This window comes from Vibrio scophthalmi LMG 19158 (assembly GCF_000222585.1).
Lineage (GTDB): Bacteria > Pseudomonadota > Gammaproteobacteria > Enterobacterales > Vibrionaceae > Vibrio > Vibrio scophthalmi.
In genome coordinates, this window is sequence record NZ_AFWE01000156.1 from 1 (window position 1) to 20,598 (window position 20,598).

Genomic DNA, 20,598 nt, shown 5'->3' on the forward strand with positions numbered 1-20,598 from the left:
AAGTTTGCGAGCCTAAAAATAGATCGTTCATTTTTATCTTCTGAGAACATTGAAATATTAAGGGCGATGATAACTATGGGTTCTTCGTTAGGGTGTGACATTATTTCTGAAGGTGTCGAGTCCAAAGAGCAGTGTGACATATTAAAAGAATTAGGTTGTAAGATGGCTCAAGGATTTTATTTCGAAAAGCCATTGTCAGGAAAAGAATTTTCCGAATTTATAGAAAACTCAAATTGTACAACATTGTAATTTAGAGTTTGAATCGAATTTAATTTATGTGTTTTTAAGGTTATTAAAGGTTGAGTTGTAATGTTCTCTTATTTGAATAAAAATGAATCAGACTTAAAAATGTCTGAACTTAAACAGTTATTAGATGATAAAGATCGGTTAATTTTAAGTTTGAAAAATGAAATCGAACAAAGTGATTATGTTTTGAAAGAATCTAATAATCAAAATTACATCCAATCATCGATCGTTAGTAACTTAATTAGAACTATGGGGTCATTGAATAGTATAAGAGATAACATTGCTCAATCAGCTAATGGACTCAAAGATTGTTTGGAGAATCACGTTAATGAACGTAGATCTGGATTAGACATATTGAGTGGCTTTAATGTTTCTATTGAGTCACTTATGAATCATTTAGATGAAAATAACGTTGCTATTGACGAATTGAATTTTAGCTCTCAGTTAATTGATAAGTTGGTTATCAACATTACAAGAATTTCAGAGCAGACAAATCTTTTGGCACTGAACGCTACAATAGAAGCGGCTCGAGCAGGAGAACACGGCAAAGGGTTTACTATTGTTGCTGGAGAAATAAGAACCCTAGCATGTAATGCATCTAAGTCAGCTAAACAGATTAATGATGTAGTTGAAACGATTAAAACCAGTTCAAGCTCCACCTCTCGTAGTTTTCGTATAATGGATCAAGAATGTAAAAAACTACACGCAAGTATATTAGAGTTGATGGAAATTGTTAGTTCGCTCATTATTAAAGCTGAAGACTTATTCTCTCTAGTTGAAACTAGTTACAGTTCTATATTTTTGCGACTGGTTCAATTGGATCATGTTGTATGGAAGATTAGTATCTATCAAGCCATTGACAATGGTTGTTTTGATAGCATTAATTTAACTAATCATAAACAATGTCGTTTGGGATGTTGGTACTATGAGGGTAGAGGTAAGCAGTATTTCCACGACTGTAGATCGTATAAGCAGTTAGAAAAACCACACGAAGAAGTCCATCTTTATGGTAAAAAAGCACTATCTTATTTTGCAAATAATGATCAAATAACAGGAATGGAGTATATCCATAAGATGGAGTCAGCAGCTGATATGGTTATGCGTTATTTAGATAAGCTCGAATTGGAAATCAATGCTAAACGCTAAGACTCATACTTAGTTTTTATCTATATAACTTAGCTAACTATTGTATTTCTAGGACAATCTAATAGAATTAGATGTGATTCATTGAAGGGCATGTGACTTTTCCTATTCCAACGGAAAAACTTCCATTGAGTCAAAGACTTTGATTTTTATAGGTTTCAGTGTAGATAGTTTTCAAATCCCTATCTCTCCGCCACTAATTCTTAGAAAAAAGCCTTTGATTTTCAAAGGCTTTTTTCGTATCTGACGGGTGTCAACTTGCTTCAATCCAATGAGGTAAGTCAATGTACTTATACAAATCACCCCAAGGCGTCTATTACATCCGTATCTGCACGCCAACACACCTTAAAGCTCTCGGTTATCCGTTTGACTTCAAAATCAGCTTGCTGACTAAAACCAAGCAACAAGCCCACATAGACGGCTTTAAACTGGTCAGTCAAATCAAGCTCATACTTCATGCATGTCCTGCACTCAGTTTCGTTGACTTTAAGAGATATCTCTTGAGTTTGTTGGATGCTCATCGAAATCAAGACGTATGTCTTACGAAATTACCCTCGAATCTCCCAGATAAGAAAACGTGCAAATTACCCGATAGAAAAGTCACTGATAGCGAAGCTCAAGATTGGATTGATGCTTTGGATACCTTCATCACAAGTAAGCAGCAGGAGGGCGTCACACCATTGACTTGCCACCAGCTCAATCAGCGGGTGACGGCATTTTTTGATAGAACTGGGATAAGAACGCTAAAGCAAGTCACAACAGCGACGTTAATGAAATACGTCACTCATTTAAACGCCTCTGAGTTATCAACCAAAAGCTGCCGCGAGTACTATGCCGCTCTTACTCAGTTTCTTCGCTGGTGCGCTGGTATGGGGCTCATTGAGCGTAATGCCGCCGCTGATATTAGCCCTAGGTTTAAACAAGGTAAAAAGGCGAGTGAGCAACGCTCTCGCTGGACGATTGCACAGCTTAATCATCTGGTAAGGTCGGATGCTTTCCAATGCATCGACAGGCGATTCCAATGGGTAACATTGCTCTTAACTTATCAAGGCCTGCGTCCCAGTGAAGCATGCCAGTTACGCACTCAAGACGTTCTGACTAACGTTCACATTCCGCATTTATCTATTACTGACAAAGGAAATCATCAGCGTCTAAAAAATAGCTATACAATTCGCCGCGTTCCGATACATCACAGACTGATTGAGTTGGGGTTCATTGAATATGTCAATGAACGGCAAACCTCACGTAGAACGCAACTCTTCGATTATAAGCCTTCTGGACTTAATGATGATTGGAGTCGCCAGTACTGCACTCAATTTGGCTCTTTATTAACTCAAATTGGTTTCAAGGCAGGGCATCGGCCTACTGCGTACTCCTTGCGCCATACCTTTATCGACATTTTAAAGCAGCAGGGAGCGCCTGAGTCAACGGTGGCCGACATTGTTGGTCACCAGCATGCCTCTATGACTTATGGGCGCTATGGCAAGCGCACAACGCTTCAGTCACTTGCTGAAGTTGTGAATCAGTTTACTTTTGATGGAGAGCATGAAGATGAATAAATACACTCCCGAAGTACTAATACAGCTTTTCGATACCTTTGAAGAGAATAATTGGCGAGGTGAGCATGATGTATCAGCATCGCTAAATGTCAGTTTGCAGTGATAGTAAGGCGTTGCTTCAACGGATATCTGATGTTCTCGGGCGGTTGTCATCATTGACTCAATGTCGTGGATAGTTCTTCAAGAGTAGAATGAACCGCAATGACAGCAAGGTCTGATAAGGTAACTTACAACGAACGTATCACCATTCCATACTTTGGTTACTTAAGGGTGAGTATCTTTTTAGCATTTCTTTGGCATTGCATTTTTTGTCTGTACTGTCCTTTTTAGTCCTTTTATAAAAGTAGTATACGAAACCGATTTTTCTTGAGTTTTAAGGTGGTTTAATGGGAATATATACCCCTTTTTTTGAGGTAATTGTTGTTATATGAAATGTAAACCGCTGGTTGTTCTAAGTGTGAGTTTATTGCTAATGGCTTGTTCATCTTCTCACCAGTTAGAAAATCCAAATGGATGGTTTTACTGGAGTAATGGTGAGACAGAAAGTGTGCGAATGTCTGACAATCAGACTGCTTTTATTTTTCGAAACGCTAAAACTGGAGAGTACGTCAACTATATACGTAATAAGATGATAGACGAAAATGGATGTGCAGCATACTCCAATAACTCTGTGGTACATCTGTATATTTGTAATGATGGAAATGCATATTTAAAAACTAATGGAGTAGCAAGCGCTGTTGGTACAACCACCGTAAGGCTCAAGGGGAACGTTAATGAACCTTTGCATGTTACTGAACGTGTAACCCCAAAAGAAACAGCGCTAAAGATGTACGAAAGATTCGTATCAGAATGCATTTCTTCACCAGCCTTAAAGCAAGCGCATCGTCTAGCCTATTATTCAAATATGGACAAAGGAGCGATAGATGCACAAAAAGCGGCTTTTGAAAGTGAAGATGATTTTATCAAACAGTGTAAAAGCGATGCGATGTTAAAAATCCAGTTATATCAAATGGATTAGAATAACGTCTAAAAACACGATAATAGGAAATGTCACATTGATATGTGGGATTTATTGATTATAGAGAGTTGTGTTTTAATTTTACCTATAGTACCTAATTTAAGCACTTTTGTGTAAGGTACAATTCAAGGTTAACAAACGATCTGAAGTTAAAAGGGTGCTATATATGACACCCTTTTAATATTGTCGATAGTTAACTGTAAAATATAAATATGAGGCTGTATTAACTTTTTTCGCCAGACTTAGAGCACTCTATAACGTCAGTTTTTCTGTCAAAGAAACCGTCATTTTTCATTTCTTTGAGGAGCGTGCGGTAAATGTTTTTTCTGACGGCTGGCACCGTGTCAAAATTATTGAAAGGATAAAAAATAGCCATAGGAAGCCACTGGACGAGAATTGTTGAGTCTTTGAATTTATAAGTTTTATTTAGTCCATTATTAGAAATTACATTAGCTTGAACTTCAAATGTATCAGTTGCCCATGATGGAATAATATATAACGTTGCTCCCGTAATAAATGCAGGTATTACGGCAATGGGACTTCCACTATTTGTTATGGTAATATTCATAAAAATATCCGCAGTAGAGTCAACTCTAGATATACGACGGAAATATTGAGAACTTTCTAGGACGTTGAGTAGTTCACCTTCAACAACCCCATGCACTGTTTCTGAACTTTCGCTAAGAGTCACCAAGTCAGTATTTGCGTGAACGTTATAGGACAAAGTTGGTATAAAAGAATCTTGTTTTAGATAATCCAAGTTTGTATGAGGGATTTCGTTACCATCAAAAACAGCACATCCGTTAAGTAATAGTGCAAATAATGAGAAAATAAGTTTTAGTTTAGTCATGTTAAGTTATAAATTAATGATATGTAATCAAGCGGTTGAAATTGTAATCATGAAGAAAAGTTATAGTTTTAGATGTAACCTTCAACATGAAGTGAAGTATCGATTTAAATTTTTAATCGTTATTCTATGTCTATAGAATTATCGTAATAACTATTTTAAATTTATTCTTTTTTTTAAATGATGATTCTAATAGACTTGCAGATTAATTTCAAAGGGTATTTTTGACCAAATTAGGGGCTTTGCTTTCTAAATAAGGGAACTAAATCAACAACTTACGATCTGATCGGCTAAGTTTACTCAAATACTTAGATCAATGGCCAAGCCTCGCTACAAAACAACTAACTGGAAGCAGTATAACCAAGCTTTGATCAATCGTGGTTTGCTGACATTTTGGATTGATGAAGATGCAATCCAACACTGGAAACAGTTCAAGCAAGGTAACCGTGGAAGACCTCGTTTGTTTAGTGACTTAGCCATTACGACTGCTCTTATGGTCAAGCGAGTATTTTCAATGCCGTTGAGGGGGCTGCAAGGATTCATTAACTCGATTTTCAAGCTCGCTCAACTGCCGTTGTTATGCCCTCATTATTCATGCATTAGTAAGCGAGCCAAAACGGTTAACGTTGTATTCAAAACAAAGACGAGAGGAACAATCCAGCATCTAGCCATTGATGCTACAGGGCTAAAGGTCTACGGTGAAGGCGAGTGGAAAGTCAAAAAGCATGGCACCGACGGGAAGCGTCGAGTCTGGCGCAAGCTACATTTAGCGGTCGATACAAACACGCATGAAATCATTGCAGCTGAGTTAAGTTTATCGAATGTAAGCGACGGAGAAGCACTTCCAAACTTACTCAAACAGACCCGCCGAAGAATCAATGAAATATCTGGCGATGGCGCTTACGACACAAGGTCGTGTTATGCAGCTATTCACATCAAACGAGCCGTCCCGCAGATCTCTCCAAGGGAAGGCGCTGCCTTCTGGGAGCATGGTCACCCCCGCAATCTAGCAGTCGGTTGCCAGAAGCTCTATGGTTCAAATAAGCATTGGAAAAAGAAGTACGGTTACCATAAACGTTCTCTCTCAGAGACGGCGATGTACCGTGTAAAGAAAATGCTCGGTGGGACATTAAGCTTAAGAAATTACAACGCTCAAGTTGGTGAAACTTACGCCATGATAAAAGCATTAAATAAACTGACGGGGCTAGGTATGCCTAAAACGACAGTGATCGCCTAATATTATCCATACTAGGCGATTTGTGTCTGAACTCGAATTAGGAAACAAAGCCGTTTCCTCGTGGTCGAAACGTTACCTGAGGAACCAGTTATTAGTTCCCTTTCATACTTATGGGTTACTTAAACCAACCTTTAGATTGAGCATCTTTAGCCATACCTGCTAACTCACCAATACCAACAAAATATTCAGTAGTCCACCTAATGAATGTTGTATTAGCTTTCTCATTGTCACCGTAGTAACGAGATAATAAAGCCACAGGATACATAACAACCATTAGTGGAATCATGATCGTTAAAATAGTTAATGTTAGAGGTAAACGAGTAATTGCATTGGTGTCTGCGACACATACTGCAATAATTACCCAAATAATACCAAATGCGCCGAATGTTGCTGCTGCATACATCATTACTAATACTCTATATTGAAAATATCTTTCCCGTTAACTTTACACCAATTTTCTAAAAATAACATCAGAAATCTAATTTTTGACATACCCATTTAATATGTACCGTTAATTAATTTGCAGTTTAACTATCCAAGATGGAAGTATACTTTGTCTAAAATTCACTCAACAGATGAGTATATTCGAAATCTAAGTCAGATATCTAGAAACGCAATGTTTCCAGACTAAAAATAGAGCATTTTGCTCATTATTAGATCAAAAAAATTAGCATGCTCACACTCTGGTTTAGCGACCTAATACTCGCTAGTCTAAAATCATCCATAGTTCATCATTAAAAAATTAAACAGCAATAACTCTCTAAATAGCATTACTTTTAATTAGAAAAAAACAGTAATTTACATGTAATTAAAGGAAGAATATAATTTAGCTATCCTGAAAATCGTGATAAGGAGTGTCAACTTCCCAAAATTATATTTATGTAATTTTGTTGATAGAAAGGTTATTCTACTTAATATATCTTTGAAAAAAGTATTATTAGTGTTTTATTTAGTGAACGATTTTTACCATGCTGCTACACTGTCAGGAACTATTTTGTGTAAAAGCAAGGTTTGGTAATTAGACAATATAAGGTTTAAATGTGAATAATTATTTTCTAGCTTTTTTGATTTTATTTTCCAATTCTGCACTTGCTGCAGAATGGCAATCAACGAAAGATGGTATTGCTATTCTAGATAAGGAAAGTAACTATTCTTCGGTTGTTACTGGGTATGATGATGTTATATTTGTATTTAGACAATCTTGCGAGAGTGAACAAGATGCTCCTGTTATTGGTATGGTTCCTATTAATGGGTCGTTATACAGTTCTTTTATATATTGCGATCCTAAAACCAATTTAAAAATCATTAAGCCGAATGATGATGAAACTAATAAAAGTGTATATGAGTTACTAGAAAAAGAAAATAATTTGTTTATTAATAACAAGTTAATTTCAACCAAGAACTTTAATCAAGCCTGGATTGAATTTAAAAGTAAATAACTAAAAGCCCCTCAGATATAAGAGGGGCTAACTATATAGGATTTAATGAAGTTAAAAGCAGTCTTTAAGTCAGCCTGGTATATACTACAGAGCCCCAAAAACCGAGTCTAGTTTTTCTCTACACTTCGGATTCTGAAATAAAGATATTTCTATGTCACCTGTAGTTTGGCATACAACAGTATGTAATGCACTATCAATAATTCCTACAGCATAAATCCTTTTTGTATGAACATATCCGTCAGAACTTAAAGACTTTTCAGTCACAGTAACCGCACCAACTGGAATTTCATATAGATTGAACATTGACACTTTGCGACCAGTTAATTGAGGAAGTGCTTTTGTAGAATAGCCATCATTCTTGAATTGTGCCTCAAGTATTTTGTTAACGCTATCATGATAGGACTTCTCCAACGCATCCACAATATTCATATCGACTTCAATTCCATGTAGTTCTTCGTCTAGTTCTTTTGAATGAATTACCGTTACATCATTCTCGATAGCTTTTTTGGCTTCAGGAGTTGACTGAGTTTTATGTGTTTGCAGCAGTAACCTTTCGGCTTGAGATCTGTTATATTTGTTAATCATAATAGAACTTGAACCAACGATCACCAACGTAAGAATTACCATTTGTACTCTGCAAAAAGTCTTTGCAGTGCTTATGATGTTTCGTTTCGATTGAAATAGCCAAGAAATTATAATTATTGGGAGTGGTAATAATAACGAAATTACTGTTGAAACACCGATGAGTAAAAATAAACTGATGTTATTTTTTAAGCCGCCACCATAAATTGAAGTAATGACTACACAAAATGTACCAATAGCAAGCCATCCTAGCACTTTCTTTAAATGTGTTTTGCTAGTGCTTAAATTGCGAGAATCGTTCATAATCTAAATGATATAAATAAAAAGGATGGCGTTTATATGGCAAAATCAACCTTCTGTCAACCACTCAATATACGAACTTAAGATTAACATAACCACAACAAAACCCTAAAAATTACTTACCTTTTACAAAATTCAGAGTTTGTAACACATTCATTGAATGCGAAGGAAGAAAACAAAGTAAGTTTTTTATAAGGTTCCGTGACTACAATTACGGTCAATAAGTATGAAAGGGATCGAAAAGCAAGGAGTGCATGCATTAAGCACTATGGTCATACTTGCCAAGCGTGCGGGTTTGACTTTGGTAAGAAATATGGAGCACTTGGGGGAGGGTTTATTGAAGTACATCATTTAAAGCCAATTCACCAAATATGTGTTGAATATGTGGTAGATCCTGTTGCAGATTTACTACCACTTTGTGCTAATTGTCATGCCATGATTCATCGAGAGCATGGCATGACATTAGAATCTTTGAAAGCCCTAATTGCTTAGGTAGTAAGGTGGGGATCGCTAAAAATCACTCAACCCAAGCGCTTCGGAGTTGATCCTGTTCATAACGCTTTGAATGATTCTTTCGATGAACTCTGCCTTATCAAGTTGACTGTTAAGAAAATCATTTTTGAAAGCTTCAGCTTGAGTATTGACTTGTTTTAATACAGCATCTTCATTCGGAATCTGACCATGAATCTGTATGGTTGTTTTTATTATCTCAGAAAATGCGATTGATTTTACGTCTTTGAAGTCATGATAATTTGGTAGACGGTTATTGTTAGGAAAATACAATACATTCATATCTATCACCTTAAATGTAGGTTTATGAGTTGAATTATCGTAACGAATGTTGGTTTGAGCACCCGTTACGAAAGTTGATAACGGAATGCTAATATGCAAATAGTGTTCTAAACGATACTTTGCTGAGTAATAAGACTCTTACTTCATGCTGTTGAAAAAGTGCATTAAAGGTAATTTTTTCGGTATTGGAAACAGACTTTTCGCTAGCCGAAAATAAGGGGGTCACCAGAGAATACAGTGTTTCTTTGGAGTGTTTTCGTTTAAAACAGGAGTAATATTTCTTCATGAAGAACCTCAACTAATCAAATAAATAAAATCATTGCCTGAGAAAACTCAGACACCATCGTGTTTACAATTTATTTATTAATTAATTAAGGCTTCCAGCCATACACAAAGTAGCCACTTTGTTGCTAAAGCTTGTTAAGAATGCTGACATGGCCCCGAATGGGTTCACTGAATCAGCTAATGCAACTAGTTTTACAACGGTAAAACTTTAATGTCAATGCATTTTTTTGACTTTTTTCAATGGGTTAGTTAATTTATTTAAGATACTCACTCCTGAACGGTACTGAAGAGCCTCACTGGCGCATATCTGGTTCGATAACCTTGATCCAAAGCCGCTTGACTATCAAGTTTCCAATCAGCATTTTCAATTGGACAAAGATCTCTCAATGCTGTAGTTTTAACTCATTGATATAAATCAGCTTAATGCAGGTTTATGAGCTGGGGATGGTGTTCAAATCCCTATCTCTCCGCCACATTTAAAGAAGCCTGCTAAGAAATTAGCGGGCTTTTTGCTATTTGGATTTTGAGATAGATAGCAAAAAGCCCTAGGAAGGGTTCATTAGAGCGACGCGAAAAAACGTTGTCAGCCTTATCAATGGGTAGCCAAGGTGACAGTGTAAGCGAAGAAAGTGTGTAGAGAGTTACTAGATACGCTCTCTAATGGCTACAGACGTCGTTACGACGTATTGACTCAGCGCCACTAAGCAGTGAAGCCAATGGCATTTGCAAATTCAATGACTCTGTAAAACATCCGGCAATAGAATGATGCCGGATGTAATGGGGCGACTTACTTCAAACTGTGAGAGTGCTCGATAATGCTTGGGGATTGTTGAGCCAGCGCTTCAATAAACTCAGGTTCAAAATGCAGCGTACTGTCAGAGTAAGCTAAGCCAGTACCTTTATAGTGCTCTAGCTTAACAGCAGGAATGAATACGTACATGTTGTCAAATATGGCGCTCTTTTCATTGTAATAGTTTACAGGCAGGGCATTAAATGGCTCAGGAACCACAAGGTTGTCACGCACAAATATCCCTGGAGTAGGGAAAAACACCAATACTAAGTCACTCATCATCGGGAAAATGGACGTATTGGGTTTGCTAGCCAATAATCCATGTTGTTTATAGATTTGCTGGATCATGATGAAAACTCCATTGGTATAAAGGTTATGCCTGTAACGCCAGCGGCTTCAAGGGCGAGTTTGACTGGCTCACTCACATAGTAATTAGACTTGTAGGTCGATAGTGTGAAGCAGTCGTGCTCGATTTTAGTGGCGTCAAATTTCCTACGATCGATGATTTGGTCAAATACAAAAGAAAACCCACCAAGGGAATCAGTGAAATTCTCTGCTTCTGATGCTATTGGGTCTAGAAGATCATAATGGGCAATAGGGTTTATAAAGGCATAATCTATGAAATCCTTTTCATTCTTCACATACACAGGTAAAAATTGTAACCCTGTAAAGCCATGCTTAAAGAATATTTGCTGTACTTTAGAACTCGCGAGTAAGCCTATTCCTTTCTTTAGAAAATCAGACATACCCCGCTCATCATAATTCTCCTTTACTTGAATTAATGAACGCTTCTGATGCAATGCATAGGCCGGATGAGGAAAATTAAGTTTTTTAGGCTCTAGCTCTTTAAAAGAAGCTTCATTTTTCTGCAAGCGCCCGAAAATCAAATAATAATTCATTTTGTCTCCAATGCAGGGATAACCGGGCCGCGGTAAATTACGGTTTTAGGCTAGCCTTGTTGTTTCGTTTTAAAAACATGATGTTTATTGTTATCTGACCGTGCAGAAATGCAGGGTTTTCTCATTTCTGAACCCTGCTCTTTTGTTGCGCGAATCTATCAATACGGAAAGTTGTCGTTTTCGTTACTAGAACTATCCAAAACGTAGGTGTACTCGTTATTTCCCAGCGAGCTGCTGGAAACGATAAATAACCCTCAGCGATATTACCGACTGTAACTAAGATCAATGCGTTGCAGGTTGGCATCAATGTTTTGATCGCCTTTAAGGCGCTGCCACAGAGTTTCTAACTGCTGTAAGCCTCTTTCGCTTGGATGACGGGTAGGGGATTCGAGCAATTGCCATTGCCCCTCATCATCCATGGTCGCTAAAACAAATTGGAACGCGAGGTTGTTCGCCATACCAAGACGTAAATCTGTCACTATTAGTTTGCCATTTTCTTCTCGATAGTTGAGGAAATTATGCGAAAACGCTTTTAGGCCTTGCAGCGTTGGTGGCTTTTCTTCCAATGGCCAAACTCCCAGAGGTCGAGAGATAAAATCGATATTTTGGTCGTGGTCTAACAGCGAGGCTAAGCCTTCCCAGTACTGGTCACCGTCACGCACAATTACTCGCCATAACACGGTATTAAAGGGTGTAGGCATTATAAGAACATGATCTGCGGGAATGTTTTGTGCGGATAGGTTTTGTTCTACTCGATCGTTAATATTTTGCTGGGCGACATAGCCCCAACCCAGATAAAGAGTAGAGATCAACACAACGGCTTGGCACCATTTGCCACCTTGAGTTTTTGTTAGTAGCGCAACGATAATAGCGGCAATTAATGGCAAGGTATAAATAGGGTCAATAATAAAGATATTGCTGACTTCAAAATAGCCTTCGATTGGCCACAGTAGTTGCGTGCCGTAGGTTGTCATCGCATCAAGCAGTGTATGGGTTACCAGCACACTGATGGTCAGTATTGAGACTCGAGTGAAGGTCCAAAAACGGTCGGGGCGTAGGCGAGTGTAGAACCACGCAAGCAGTAACCCAAAAGGGGGAAGGAGCAGTAGTGAATGGCTAAAACCACGATGTTTAATGGTATTACTGATCGCATCGCCATAATCGAGTAGTACATCTAAATCTGGCAATGTGCCAAGCGCTGCACCCGCAAGTAATACTTTGGCATTGCATTTTTTGCCTGCAATCGCGCCAGCAACGGTTGCGCCAAGTGCGGCTTGGGTTATCGAATCCATGCGTGGTCTTCTCTTAATCGTTTTCTACACAAAAAGTAAAAATAAGGTGGCAGGTTGTGCTCGTCAATCTGTCGAGCAAAGAAGCCTGTTATCTTTACCTGATTTTACGTTGGGAGAACAATGAACCAATTTAATCGTATTGAAATGGTATTAAACCAGTCCTTTCAGTTTTGCTAAACCGTAAGCGGCGGTAGTCACACAGTCTTTGATTTCGCCGTTAATTAGCATCTGTTCAAACTGGTTAATCTCAAATGCTTGGCTGATGAGATCTTCCTCTTCTTGATCAAGTTGAGTGTTAGATTGGGTCAGTTCAGTGGCGAGGTAAATATGACAGGTTTGATTAAGAAAGCCATAGGCGATGAATTGCGAGCCTAGGTAAACCATCGTGTTGGCGATTAGCCCGGTCTCTTCTCTAAGTTCGCCCTTGGCGAGTTCAAGATGATCGGCATTTGGATTTGTTTCCCATGCACCTTGAGGCAGTTCCCAGTAGTTGCCTTGCACGGTATAGCGATATTGGTTAACCAGATGAATCTTGCCATTATCAATGGCGATAATGGCAGCGCAATCAGGCTTGTCGACCACGCCATAAATGCCTTGCTTGCCACTTGCGCGTTCAATTTTATCTTCTCTCACGGACATCCAGTTATTTTGGTAAACGACGGTGGATGAAAGTTGTTTGATCGGTGGCATAGGGCGTCCAGCGGTTGTCTTTAATGGGCTTGGTAGTAAACCATATTATTGAATTTGGGGATAAAGGCTATTTTCAATCTGAGTGTTAATTTGTGATCTTGTTTTGCCACTTAGTCTCAGATGTGGTGAAGCTCGGCATTGACGACCTATAGGGCAGGCAGCTTATTCACTGTCATTAAATCGCTATTTTGTGTGTTGTTTTAGTGGTGGAAGAAAGCCACTACAGCGCTGTCGCATTTAGTCTCTTGGATAAACATCAAGCGCCTGATGGCGCTTGATGTTTTTTTATCTCTAAAGTAATTATATTCAAAACAACCGGTGTGCAGTGTTAAGCGATTACGCTTTGGCGGCTGTCATAATGGGTTGATTTTTACGCATCGCATACAAGCAGAATATTAAGAACCAAGCGCCACTCACTGCAACCCCAATCCATGCAGAATGTGTGTAGCCAATCGCGATGTAACCCAGTAGGGCGCCGAAGGCCACTGAAGTCGCATATGGTAGCTGAGTTAGGACGTGATCCATATGGTGGCAGCCTGCGCCAGTGGCTGACAATATACTGGTGCTTGAGATAGGAGAGCTGTGGTCACCAAATACGGCGCCGGCTAATACAGCAGCGAGCATCGGCAATAGCATTTGGATGTCACTGGCAGCGGCAATATCACCCGCCAATGGCAGCATGATGCCAAATGTGCCCCAACTGGTGCCTGTTGCAAAAGCCATTGCACAAGATAGGACAAACACGACGGCTGGTAGCATTTCAACCGGGATATTACCGTTTGCCATAGAGGCAAGGTACATACCGGTTTTCATGTCACGTACCACCGCACCGATTGTCCATGCAAAGAACAGAATCACAATCGCTGGCATCATGGCACTGATGCCTTGAGGCGCAGCTTGTAGCCACGTTTTTGCACTGAGTTTCAAGCGCAATGCGAGAGCGATAGAAACGACTAAGCTACACATCGCACCATAAACCAGAGAAGAACCGACATTGGTGTTCTCAAATGAGCCGATTACGCTAAATGGCAGGCCTTTCTCTGTCAGTATTGCCGCTCCTGAGTCGATCATGAAGTACACAGTCGCCAATGTGAGGGTTAGGATCGGCAGAACCATATCGATCATGCCGCCGTTGCTGTTTTCAGGTGTTTCAATGTCTAGACCGGTTGGGCGACCGCGAGATTCATCCCATAATTTACCTTCTAATGCCCATTCTTCATGCTTGCGCATTGGGCCAATGTCTAGCTGAAATGCAATGACGCACAGTACCATCACTAAAGTAAACACCGCGTAGAGGTTCATTGGGATCATTTCTACGAAGGCTGAAATTGGGCTTTGGTCGGTCACGCTATGTGCCGCCATGATGCCGCCGATCAGCGCGATGATGTAAGCGCCCCATGAAGAAATCGGCATCAAAACACATACTGGCGCAGCGGTTGAGTCAAGCAGGTAAGCCAGTTTGGCTCGTGAGATTTGGAAACGGTCGGTTACAGGGCGACAAATCGCACCCACAGAAAGGCTGTGAAAAAAGTCATCAATAAAGAAGATGAACACCATCAAACCGGTTAGAGATTTTGCACTGCGGCGATCTTTACAGCGAACCGCTGCCCAGTCTGCGAAGGCTTGAGTCGCACCAGATACGCTCATCAAGCTGATCAATGCCCCTAACAACAACATGAAGATGATCATGTTGGCGTTTTCGCCGTTCAATGCCCCGTCGGCCCAAACGAGGTTGAGCACCTTATCGAACAAGTAATGCGCGGTTTCAAGTGGGGAATACTGGTTTAACATCAGTGCACCCGCCGTGATGCCGGCACCGAGTGACAGCAATACGCGACGTGTCGTCACCGCCAAAATGACCGCTAAAACTGGCGGCACAATAGACAACAAAGAGTCTGAATAATTTATGAGGTTCATAATCTCAACACCTACAACAACAAGGTGGAGATCTACCGAAAAGAGGTGTAACGAAGACGTCAGAAGGAATGACAAAGACTTGTTACCCCTTCAGGTAGCGCTCCATAGGAAAAATACTATGGCAGTTCTGTGCCTATTCGACACAGACCCAGCAACTGAGCGTGATAACTGCAGTCACTTCGGCGCTGACTCCTTTCTCCGGCATCATCGGGATCATCCTCCGCACGGGTACTGATAGGCAGCGCGCCTCTACTGATTAAGGGTTTACCGCGACATCATAGCAGCCAAGTGGCGCAAAACAAGCATTATGTACTGCTGATATACAACAACCGAAAGAACCGATTACTGAACTCAGCATAGAAAGACGGTTTGGTGCTCTCTTCAAGTTCGTACTGGTGAGCTTTATTTTAGTCGACAAGAATACTTATGATGCTTCTTAATCTTCTTCTATGTTTGTTCGGCATATTGAATGATCAATTTTTGAGCTTGGTGTTCATTCAGTTGTATGCGGTTGATAAGCCTTTGTAATTGTTCAGGTCTAGGTGTCTTACTCTGCTTTACTTGTTCTTCAATTTCCCGTGCCTGATTGGCCAAAGTGGGTAAATCAAAACTCAGTGCAATCCCTTTGGTGGCATGTAAGGTGGTCTTGAGTGATGTTAAGTCTTTGGCGGTAAAGAAAGTAATCAGATCATCTATTGATGTCTTAAATTCATTTACGAGCCCTTTGAGTAAATTCGCCAAGGCGTCGGGACTTTGTGAAAGAGAGTGAATCACTTCTGAGTGGCTTAATTCTTCTTCTACAAGGCTCAGTTTCTCAATTGTATGGTGCTGAAGTTGGTCCTGACCTAGGTGGCTCTCTGTCTGATAGTCTTTATTTTGATTGGGTAAGCGGTAGCCAAATAGCGCTAGTGCATCGATAAAGTTTTGCTGGCGCAACGGCTTAGTTAATACATGATCGGCACCCGCTTTGATAAAATCATCGTGTGTCTCACTAAAGACATCCGCGGTATAAGCGAACAATAGCGTTTTTATGCCTAATGTATCGCGAATAAAGCGCGTCGCATCGACGCCATTCATCTCGGGCATATGGTTATCCATTAGAATGATGTCATAGTGATTTTCTTTAGCTTTCTGTATTGCTATTAGGCCGTTATCCGCAATGTCGACGGTAAAACCGAGTGCTTCACAAAAGCCTTTTGCGACGACTGCGTTTACGTGATGATCTTCGACCAGCAAAATATGTCCGCTGATTTCATTTAAGTGGTTAATAGCAGGTTGTTCGACCTGTTTTGTTGGCGCTTGTTGTTGGCGCCACTGGAGAGGTAAATCAATACAGAATTGAGTACCACTTCCTTCAATACTGTTTACGGTAATGCTACCGCCCATCAAGTCAATCAGTTGTTTTACAATCGCTAGTCCAAGGCCTGTACCGCCAAACTTACGTGTCGTTGAGGTATCAGCCTGCTCGAAAGGGTTGAAGATTGATCTTTGTAAGTGCTGTGGAATACCGATACCGGTATCTTTTATCGAGATGAGTAGATGTTCTTTTTCTTTCTCGTGTGTGATTTCAATTAAAATATGACCAACAAGGGTAAATTTGACTGCATTACCAACTAAGTTGAATAAGATTTGGCGTAGTCGCGCTGCATCACCAATAAATTCGATATCGTCGGCTATGTTACTTTGAATTAATAAGGTGATATTTTTTTCATCAACAAGTGGTTGAATGGTGCTGCGAACGGGTTCGATAATTTGTGCTAACTTGAAAGGGCTGTTTTCTAACTCCAGTTTGTTTTCTTCCACTTTGGAAAAATCTAGAATGTCATTGAGTAAGGTCATTAGGTGACGACCAGAATCGAGAATTAAATCGATGCGCTGCTTGGTTGAGGTTTCTTTAGTCTCATTGGCAATGATTTGAGAGAGTCCTAAAACACCGTTCATTGGTGTGCGTATCTCGTGACTCATTGTGGAAAGAAAGTCTGTTTTAGCTTTAGCTGCGGCTTGCGATTTTTCACTTTCCTCCTTTAATTTCACTGTGTAGTCACGCATCTTTTTATCATTTTTAACTAAATTTAATGACATGAGTCTAAAGCTGCGACTTAGCTGAGATATTTCATCGATTCCACCTGGTTGCTCAACCAAATCGAGCATTGAGGCACCTTTATCCAGATTGCCGAGAGAGACTTGTTGCGTCGCATCGACGAGTCGATTAATGCGTCGCTTTATACGAGAAGCGACCAAAATAGCCACGATGATTGAAACGCCTGCCGATAAAAAGGTGCCGATAACCAGTGTTAAGCAGGTCTTGTGAGCGGATTCTTCCGATTTGGTGGTTCGAATCGTATTGAGTTGTTTTTCTGTGGAAATAAATTGGTCAATTTTTTCACGAATAGTATCCACTAGATGCTTGCCGGTTTTGCTTTGAATCAAATCAATGACACTTTGCATTGACGCTTGCTGTTCACTGACAAGGCGACGTTGATTGATTTCCGCTTCACCAGCCATTGTTAGCCATTGGCGGTACAATTCATTAATAGCCTTTAGGCGTTCAACTTGTAATGGATTATCAGAGACTTGCTGTGAAAGGGTTTGCCATTTTGAATCCCAAACCTTACGGGCATCCTTATAGGGGGCTAAAAAGTCATCATTTCCGGTAATCAGATAACCTCTTTGACCAGTCTCCATGTCAATGATCAGATTTAACAGTTCATGAGCCCGCGTTATTGCGGTATGGGTATGATTAACCCAGCGTTGATCCTCAACCATTGAGTTAGTGTTGTTGTATACGGTGATGGAGACCAAAACCATGAGTAAAACAGGAAAAGATAGACTCGCTAGTAATCTTTTCTGGATGGTTAGATTATCAAACCAACGTGAAAACCGCATACTCTCTCCATGTGTAAGGCAGGCTCATCAGAATTGTAGGATAAATATATAGTTTTGTTGAAATTCATTCTATTTAGCGTCGTTGGGGGGAGAAAAAATTAAACAGAGTGCCGATCTCTATGGTTAGTGATCCCCTTTGGCAGGCATCACCAATGTTGATGCAGGAACAAAAGAAAAGCCCGCTATAAAGTTAGCGGGCTTAAAGGTTTGGACAAGGTGAATTGCCGATCATTCGATTGAGTATTGAGTCGACCTTCGCTGAGCAATCCATTAGTTAGGATTGCAGAGTTATTCTCGTGCGAGTAAGTCTTGCAGTGTCGGAAGGGCTGTCATGGCGCCTTTTTGCGTGGTGGCCAATGCACCACAAATATTGCCCCAGCGAACTGCCTGCTCAATAACCGTGATGTTGTTCCATTCTGAGTGCTGAGATAACTGCGCCAAAAGGCCACATACAAACGCATCACCAGCGCCTGTGGTGTCGACGACATTCACTGAAATACCTGAAATAATGCGCTGCTTGCCTTCAAATACCACGAGTGCACCTTTCGATCCTAAGGTGATCACCACTAAAGGTATATTGTGTGATCCAAGCGCCGCCAATCCTTGCTCTAAATTTACGCTGTCGGTTAAAAAGAGCAGTTCCTCTTCAGAAAATTTCACCACGTCAGCCAAGGCAATAGCTTGCATTACCACGTGTTTGATCTCTGATGGATCTTGCCAAACTTCATCACGCAAGTTTGGGTCAAAACAAACAAATCCGCTTGCAGCTTTGATGGCCGATAGCGCGTATAGAGTCGCGCTTCGGCTAGGCTCATTCGCTAATGAGATCGAGCAGGTATGTAGCCACTCTCCCGATGAAAAGGAAGGCACATCCGATTTTTCAACGAACTGATCGGCACTTGGTTTTACCATAAATGTAAACGTACGCTCTCCGGTTTCATCCAAATCAACCAACACGGTGGAGGTTCGCTGTGCTTTATCAAGCTGAAGGTAGGTAACATCGACACCTTCTGCAGCCAATGTTTTGCGCATGAAGAGCCCTAAAGGATCTTGCCCAACTCGTCCAAAGAAGGCGCAATCACCACCTAAGCGAGCAACACCCACTGCCACGTTGGCTGGTGCACCACCGGGACATTTCAAATAGGTCGTTGATGTTTCAGGTATCAAATCGACGACGGCATCACCCGTTAACCAAACTTTATTCATTTTATTATTCACTTTAATAAATCGGCCCGAATGTGAACTTTCGGGCCTAAAACGATGCTAATGCAACAATAAATTATAGAGACTCTATTGGTGTTCGCTTGTTCTCTTAATTGGATTATAAATGCGAGTTAGCATGAATGAGGTCGCAAATGCGCTCACGATAACCGCTAAGTAACCAAGTACTGCCGTTAGGGAATGTGAATACAGTAAGATACCAGGAATAAAGGTAATGCCCATGCCAGTCGCGCTGATGTTTAGAATGTAAGTGACCAATCCACCCACCGCGCCACCAACCATGCCAAAGATAAACACTTTGCCATATTGAAGGTTTACGCCAAACAATAGTGGTTCTGTAATACCAAATAGTGTCGACATTGACGCGCCGTATGCATTGCTCTTTTTCTGTTTGTTCTTCAGCAGTGTTGCAACCGCGATTGCTGCCCCAAATTGACCCGCCATTGAAGCCGTACCTAGTGGTTGCAGTGGGTTTAAGCCGGTGTCATTCAATAAACCAATTTCAATCACACCCAGAGCGTGATGGAGGCCAGTAATGACAATCATCTGTTGGAATGCACCATATAGGATGTAACCAAAACCGAGTGGTAAATCTAGCGCCATGCGAACAAGTGATGTGCAGCCATGCTCAATGCTTTGCAGTAGAGGACCAAAGCCAAATAGGATCACTACAATCGCAATCGTAATGGTCATAAACGGGGTAATAATTAGGTCCATACTGGTTGGAACAAACGTGCGCAGCTTTCGCTCTAGATAAGAGGTGAACCAACCGGCGAAGATGGCTGGTAAAACCGTGCCTTGATAGCCTACTAATGGGAAAGAGAACCCAAACAAAGTGACCATCATTGGTTCTGCTCCACCACTGGCAACCGCCCATGCGTTTGGCAGTTGTGGGGCGACCATCATCAAGCCAACCACAATAGCGATAACAGGGTTGCCACCAAATTTTTTCGAGGCAGAAAAAGCAATCAACACCGGTAAGAAGGCAAACGCAGTATCCGTTAGCATGCTAAATAGGGCTAATAATTCTGGTGAGAACTCAACTCCTGAATGTAGCAGCATGCCACGCAAGCCCATTAGCAAACCAGTTGTCACGAGCGCTGGAATAAGTGGAACCAGAATGTCTGCGAGCGTGCGAACCACTTTTTGGCTGGTGGTCATATCAGAAAATGCGTCTTGCTTAAAATCGGCGCCTTCTGTAGCACCGCCAAGCTTTTGTTTCAATGCATTATAGACGTGAGTGACCTTGCCAGTACCTATAATGAATTGGTGTTGGCCTGATTGATAAAAGTAACCACTGATCTGCTCGATGGATTTGGCTTCGTCAACATTGACTTTGTCATTGTCTTTCAAAATTAAGCGTAAGCGTGTTGCACAGTGCTCTGCGTTTTTAATGTTACTAATGCCGCCGATACTATTAAGTATCTCATTGGTAATTGCATCATAGTTCATAGT

General features: G+C 40.6%; 19 protein-coding genes and 1 riboswitch. Of the genes, 7 read left to right on the top strand and 12 right to left on the bottom strand.

What is annotated here, in order from left to right; all coding sequences use genetic code 11:
* From RH88_RS12025 to RH88_RS12040, 4 genes are all read left to right on the top strand, one after another.
* On the top strand, nucleotides 1–249 hold a 249-nt coding region (locus RH88_RS12025), incomplete at its 5' end, for an EAL domain-containing protein (protein WP_005596284.1).
* 60 nt (nucleotides 250–309) lie between these two features.
* The gene (locus RH88_RS12030) at nucleotides 310–1,392 is read left to right on the top strand and encodes a methyl-accepting chemotaxis protein (RefSeq protein WP_005596286.1); all 1,083 of its coding nucleotides are present in this window, start codon (nucleotides 310–312) and stop codon (nucleotides 1,390–1,392) included.
* Nucleotides 1,393–1,673: 281 nt separating this feature from the next.
* Nucleotides 1,674–2,948 carry a tyrosine-type recombinase/integrase gene (locus RH88_RS12035; RefSeq protein WP_005596288.1) on the top strand — a complete coding sequence of 425 codons (1,275 nt, stop codon included), beginning with the start codon at nucleotides 1,674–1,676 and terminating at the stop codon, nucleotides 2,946–2,948.
* Nucleotides 2,949–3,375: 427 nt separating this feature from the next.
* Nucleotides 3,376–3,966, top strand: coding sequence for a hypothetical protein (locus RH88_RS12040; protein WP_005596291.1), 591 nt, complete (start codon nucleotides 3,376–3,378; stop codon nucleotides 3,964–3,966).
* 223 nt (nucleotides 3,967–4,189) lie between these two features.
* Here RH88_RS12040 and RH88_RS22740 read toward each other — a convergent pair whose 3' ends face one another.
* Nucleotides 4,190–4,816 (bottom strand): hypothetical protein, encoded by a 627-nt coding sequence (locus RH88_RS22740; RefSeq protein ID WP_005596293.1) that lies wholly within the window; start codon nucleotides 4,814–4,816, stop codon nucleotides 4,190–4,192.
* Nucleotides 4,817–5,129: 313 nt separating this feature from the next.
* Here RH88_RS22740 and RH88_RS12050 point away from each other — a divergent pair, with 313 nt between their 5' ends.
* Nucleotides 5,130–6,050 (top strand): IS5 family transposase, encoded by a 921-nt coding sequence (locus tag RH88_RS12050; RefSeq protein WP_005596296.1) that lies wholly within the window; start codon nucleotides 5,130–5,132, stop codon nucleotides 6,048–6,050.
* A 115-nt stretch (nucleotides 6,051–6,165) separates the two neighbouring features.
* Here RH88_RS12050 and RH88_RS12055 read toward each other — a convergent pair whose 3' ends face one another.
* Nucleotides 6,166–6,456, bottom strand: a complete 291-nt coding sequence (locus tag RH88_RS12055) for a hypothetical protein (protein ID WP_005596297.1) — start codon at nucleotides 6,454–6,456, stop codon at nucleotides 6,166–6,168.
* Nucleotides 6,457–7,090: 634 nt separating this feature from the next.
* Here RH88_RS12055 and RH88_RS12060 point away from each other — a divergent pair.
* Complete coding sequence (locus RH88_RS12060) at nucleotides 7,091–7,489, top strand: hypothetical protein (protein ID WP_005596298.1); 399 nt, start codon at nucleotides 7,091–7,093, stop codon at nucleotides 7,487–7,489.
* Nucleotides 7,490–7,573: 84 nt separating this feature from the next.
* On the opposite strand, the gene RH88_RS12065 is transcribed toward RH88_RS12060, so the two are convergent.
* Nucleotides 7,574–8,374, bottom strand: a complete 801-nt coding sequence (locus tag RH88_RS12065; RefSeq protein ID WP_040757951.1) for a hypothetical protein — start codon at nucleotides 8,372–8,374, stop codon at nucleotides 7,574–7,576.
* A gap of 198 nt (nucleotides 8,375–8,572) precedes the next feature.
* On the opposite strand from RH88_RS12065, the gene RH88_RS12070 reads away from it, so the two are divergent.
* Nucleotides 8,573–8,863, top strand: coding sequence for an HNH endonuclease (locus RH88_RS12070; RefSeq protein ID WP_050798508.1), 291 nt, complete (start codon nucleotides 8,573–8,575; stop codon nucleotides 8,861–8,863).
* 18 nt (nucleotides 8,864–8,881) lie between these two features.
* On the opposite strand, the gene RH88_RS12075 is transcribed toward RH88_RS12070, so the two are convergent.
* From RH88_RS12075 to RH88_RS12115, 9 genes are all read right to left on the bottom strand, one after another.
* Entirely contained in the window at nucleotides 8,882–9,163 is a 282-nt protein-coding gene (locus tag RH88_RS12075) for a hypothetical protein (protein ID WP_005596301.1), read from the bottom strand.
* 1,072 nt (nucleotides 9,164–10,235) lie between these two features.
* Entirely contained in the window at nucleotides 10,236–10,586 is a 351-nt protein-coding gene (locus RH88_RS12080) for a hypothetical protein (RefSeq protein WP_005596304.1), read from the bottom strand.
* The gene (locus RH88_RS12085) at nucleotides 10,583–11,137 is read right to left on the bottom strand and encodes a hypothetical protein (protein WP_005596305.1); all 555 of its coding nucleotides are present in this window, start codon (nucleotides 11,135–11,137) and stop codon (nucleotides 10,583–10,585) included. The genes RH88_RS12080 and RH88_RS12085 overlap by 4 nt, the downstream gene beginning before the upstream one ends.
* Nucleotides 11,138–11,400: 263 nt before the next feature.
* Nucleotides 11,401–12,429: a metal-dependent hydrolase gene (locus tag RH88_RS12090; protein ID WP_005596307.1), complete on the bottom strand. Its 1,029-nt coding sequence runs from the start codon at nucleotides 12,427–12,429 to the stop codon at nucleotides 11,401–11,403.
* Between the two features lie 150 nt (nucleotides 12,430–12,579).
* Complete coding sequence (locus tag RH88_RS12095) at nucleotides 12,580–13,119, bottom strand: NUDIX domain-containing protein (protein WP_005596309.1); 540 nt, start codon at nucleotides 13,117–13,119, stop codon at nucleotides 12,580–12,582.
* Nucleotides 13,120–13,455: 336 nt separating this feature from the next.
* A complete protein-coding gene (locus RH88_RS12100; RefSeq protein ID WP_005596311.1) occupies nucleotides 13,456–15,036 on the bottom strand; it encodes a Na+/H+ antiporter NhaC family protein in 1,581 nt (526 codons plus the stop codon).
* 87 nt (nucleotides 15,037–15,123) lie between these two features.
* Nucleotides 15,124–15,296: riboswitch (Lysine riboswitch) on the bottom strand.
* 187 nt (nucleotides 15,297–15,483) lie between these two features.
* A complete protein-coding gene (locus RH88_RS12105) occupies nucleotides 15,484–17,922 on the bottom strand; it encodes a CHASE3 domain-containing protein (protein ID WP_005596313.1) in 2,439 nt (812 codons plus the stop codon).
* Between the two features lie 288 nt (nucleotides 17,923–18,210).
* Nucleotides 18,211–19,128 (bottom strand): aminoimidazole riboside kinase, encoded by a 918-nt coding sequence (locus tag RH88_RS12110; RefSeq protein WP_005596315.1) that lies wholly within the window; start codon nucleotides 19,126–19,128, stop codon nucleotides 18,211–18,213.
* Nucleotides 19,129–19,212: 84 nt separating this feature from the next.
* A complete protein-coding gene (locus RH88_RS12115; RefSeq protein WP_005596317.1) occupies nucleotides 19,213–20,595 on the bottom strand; it encodes a PTS transporter subunit EIIC in 1,383 nt (460 codons plus the stop codon).
* Between the last annotated feature and the right edge of the window lie 3 nt (nucleotides 20,596–20,598).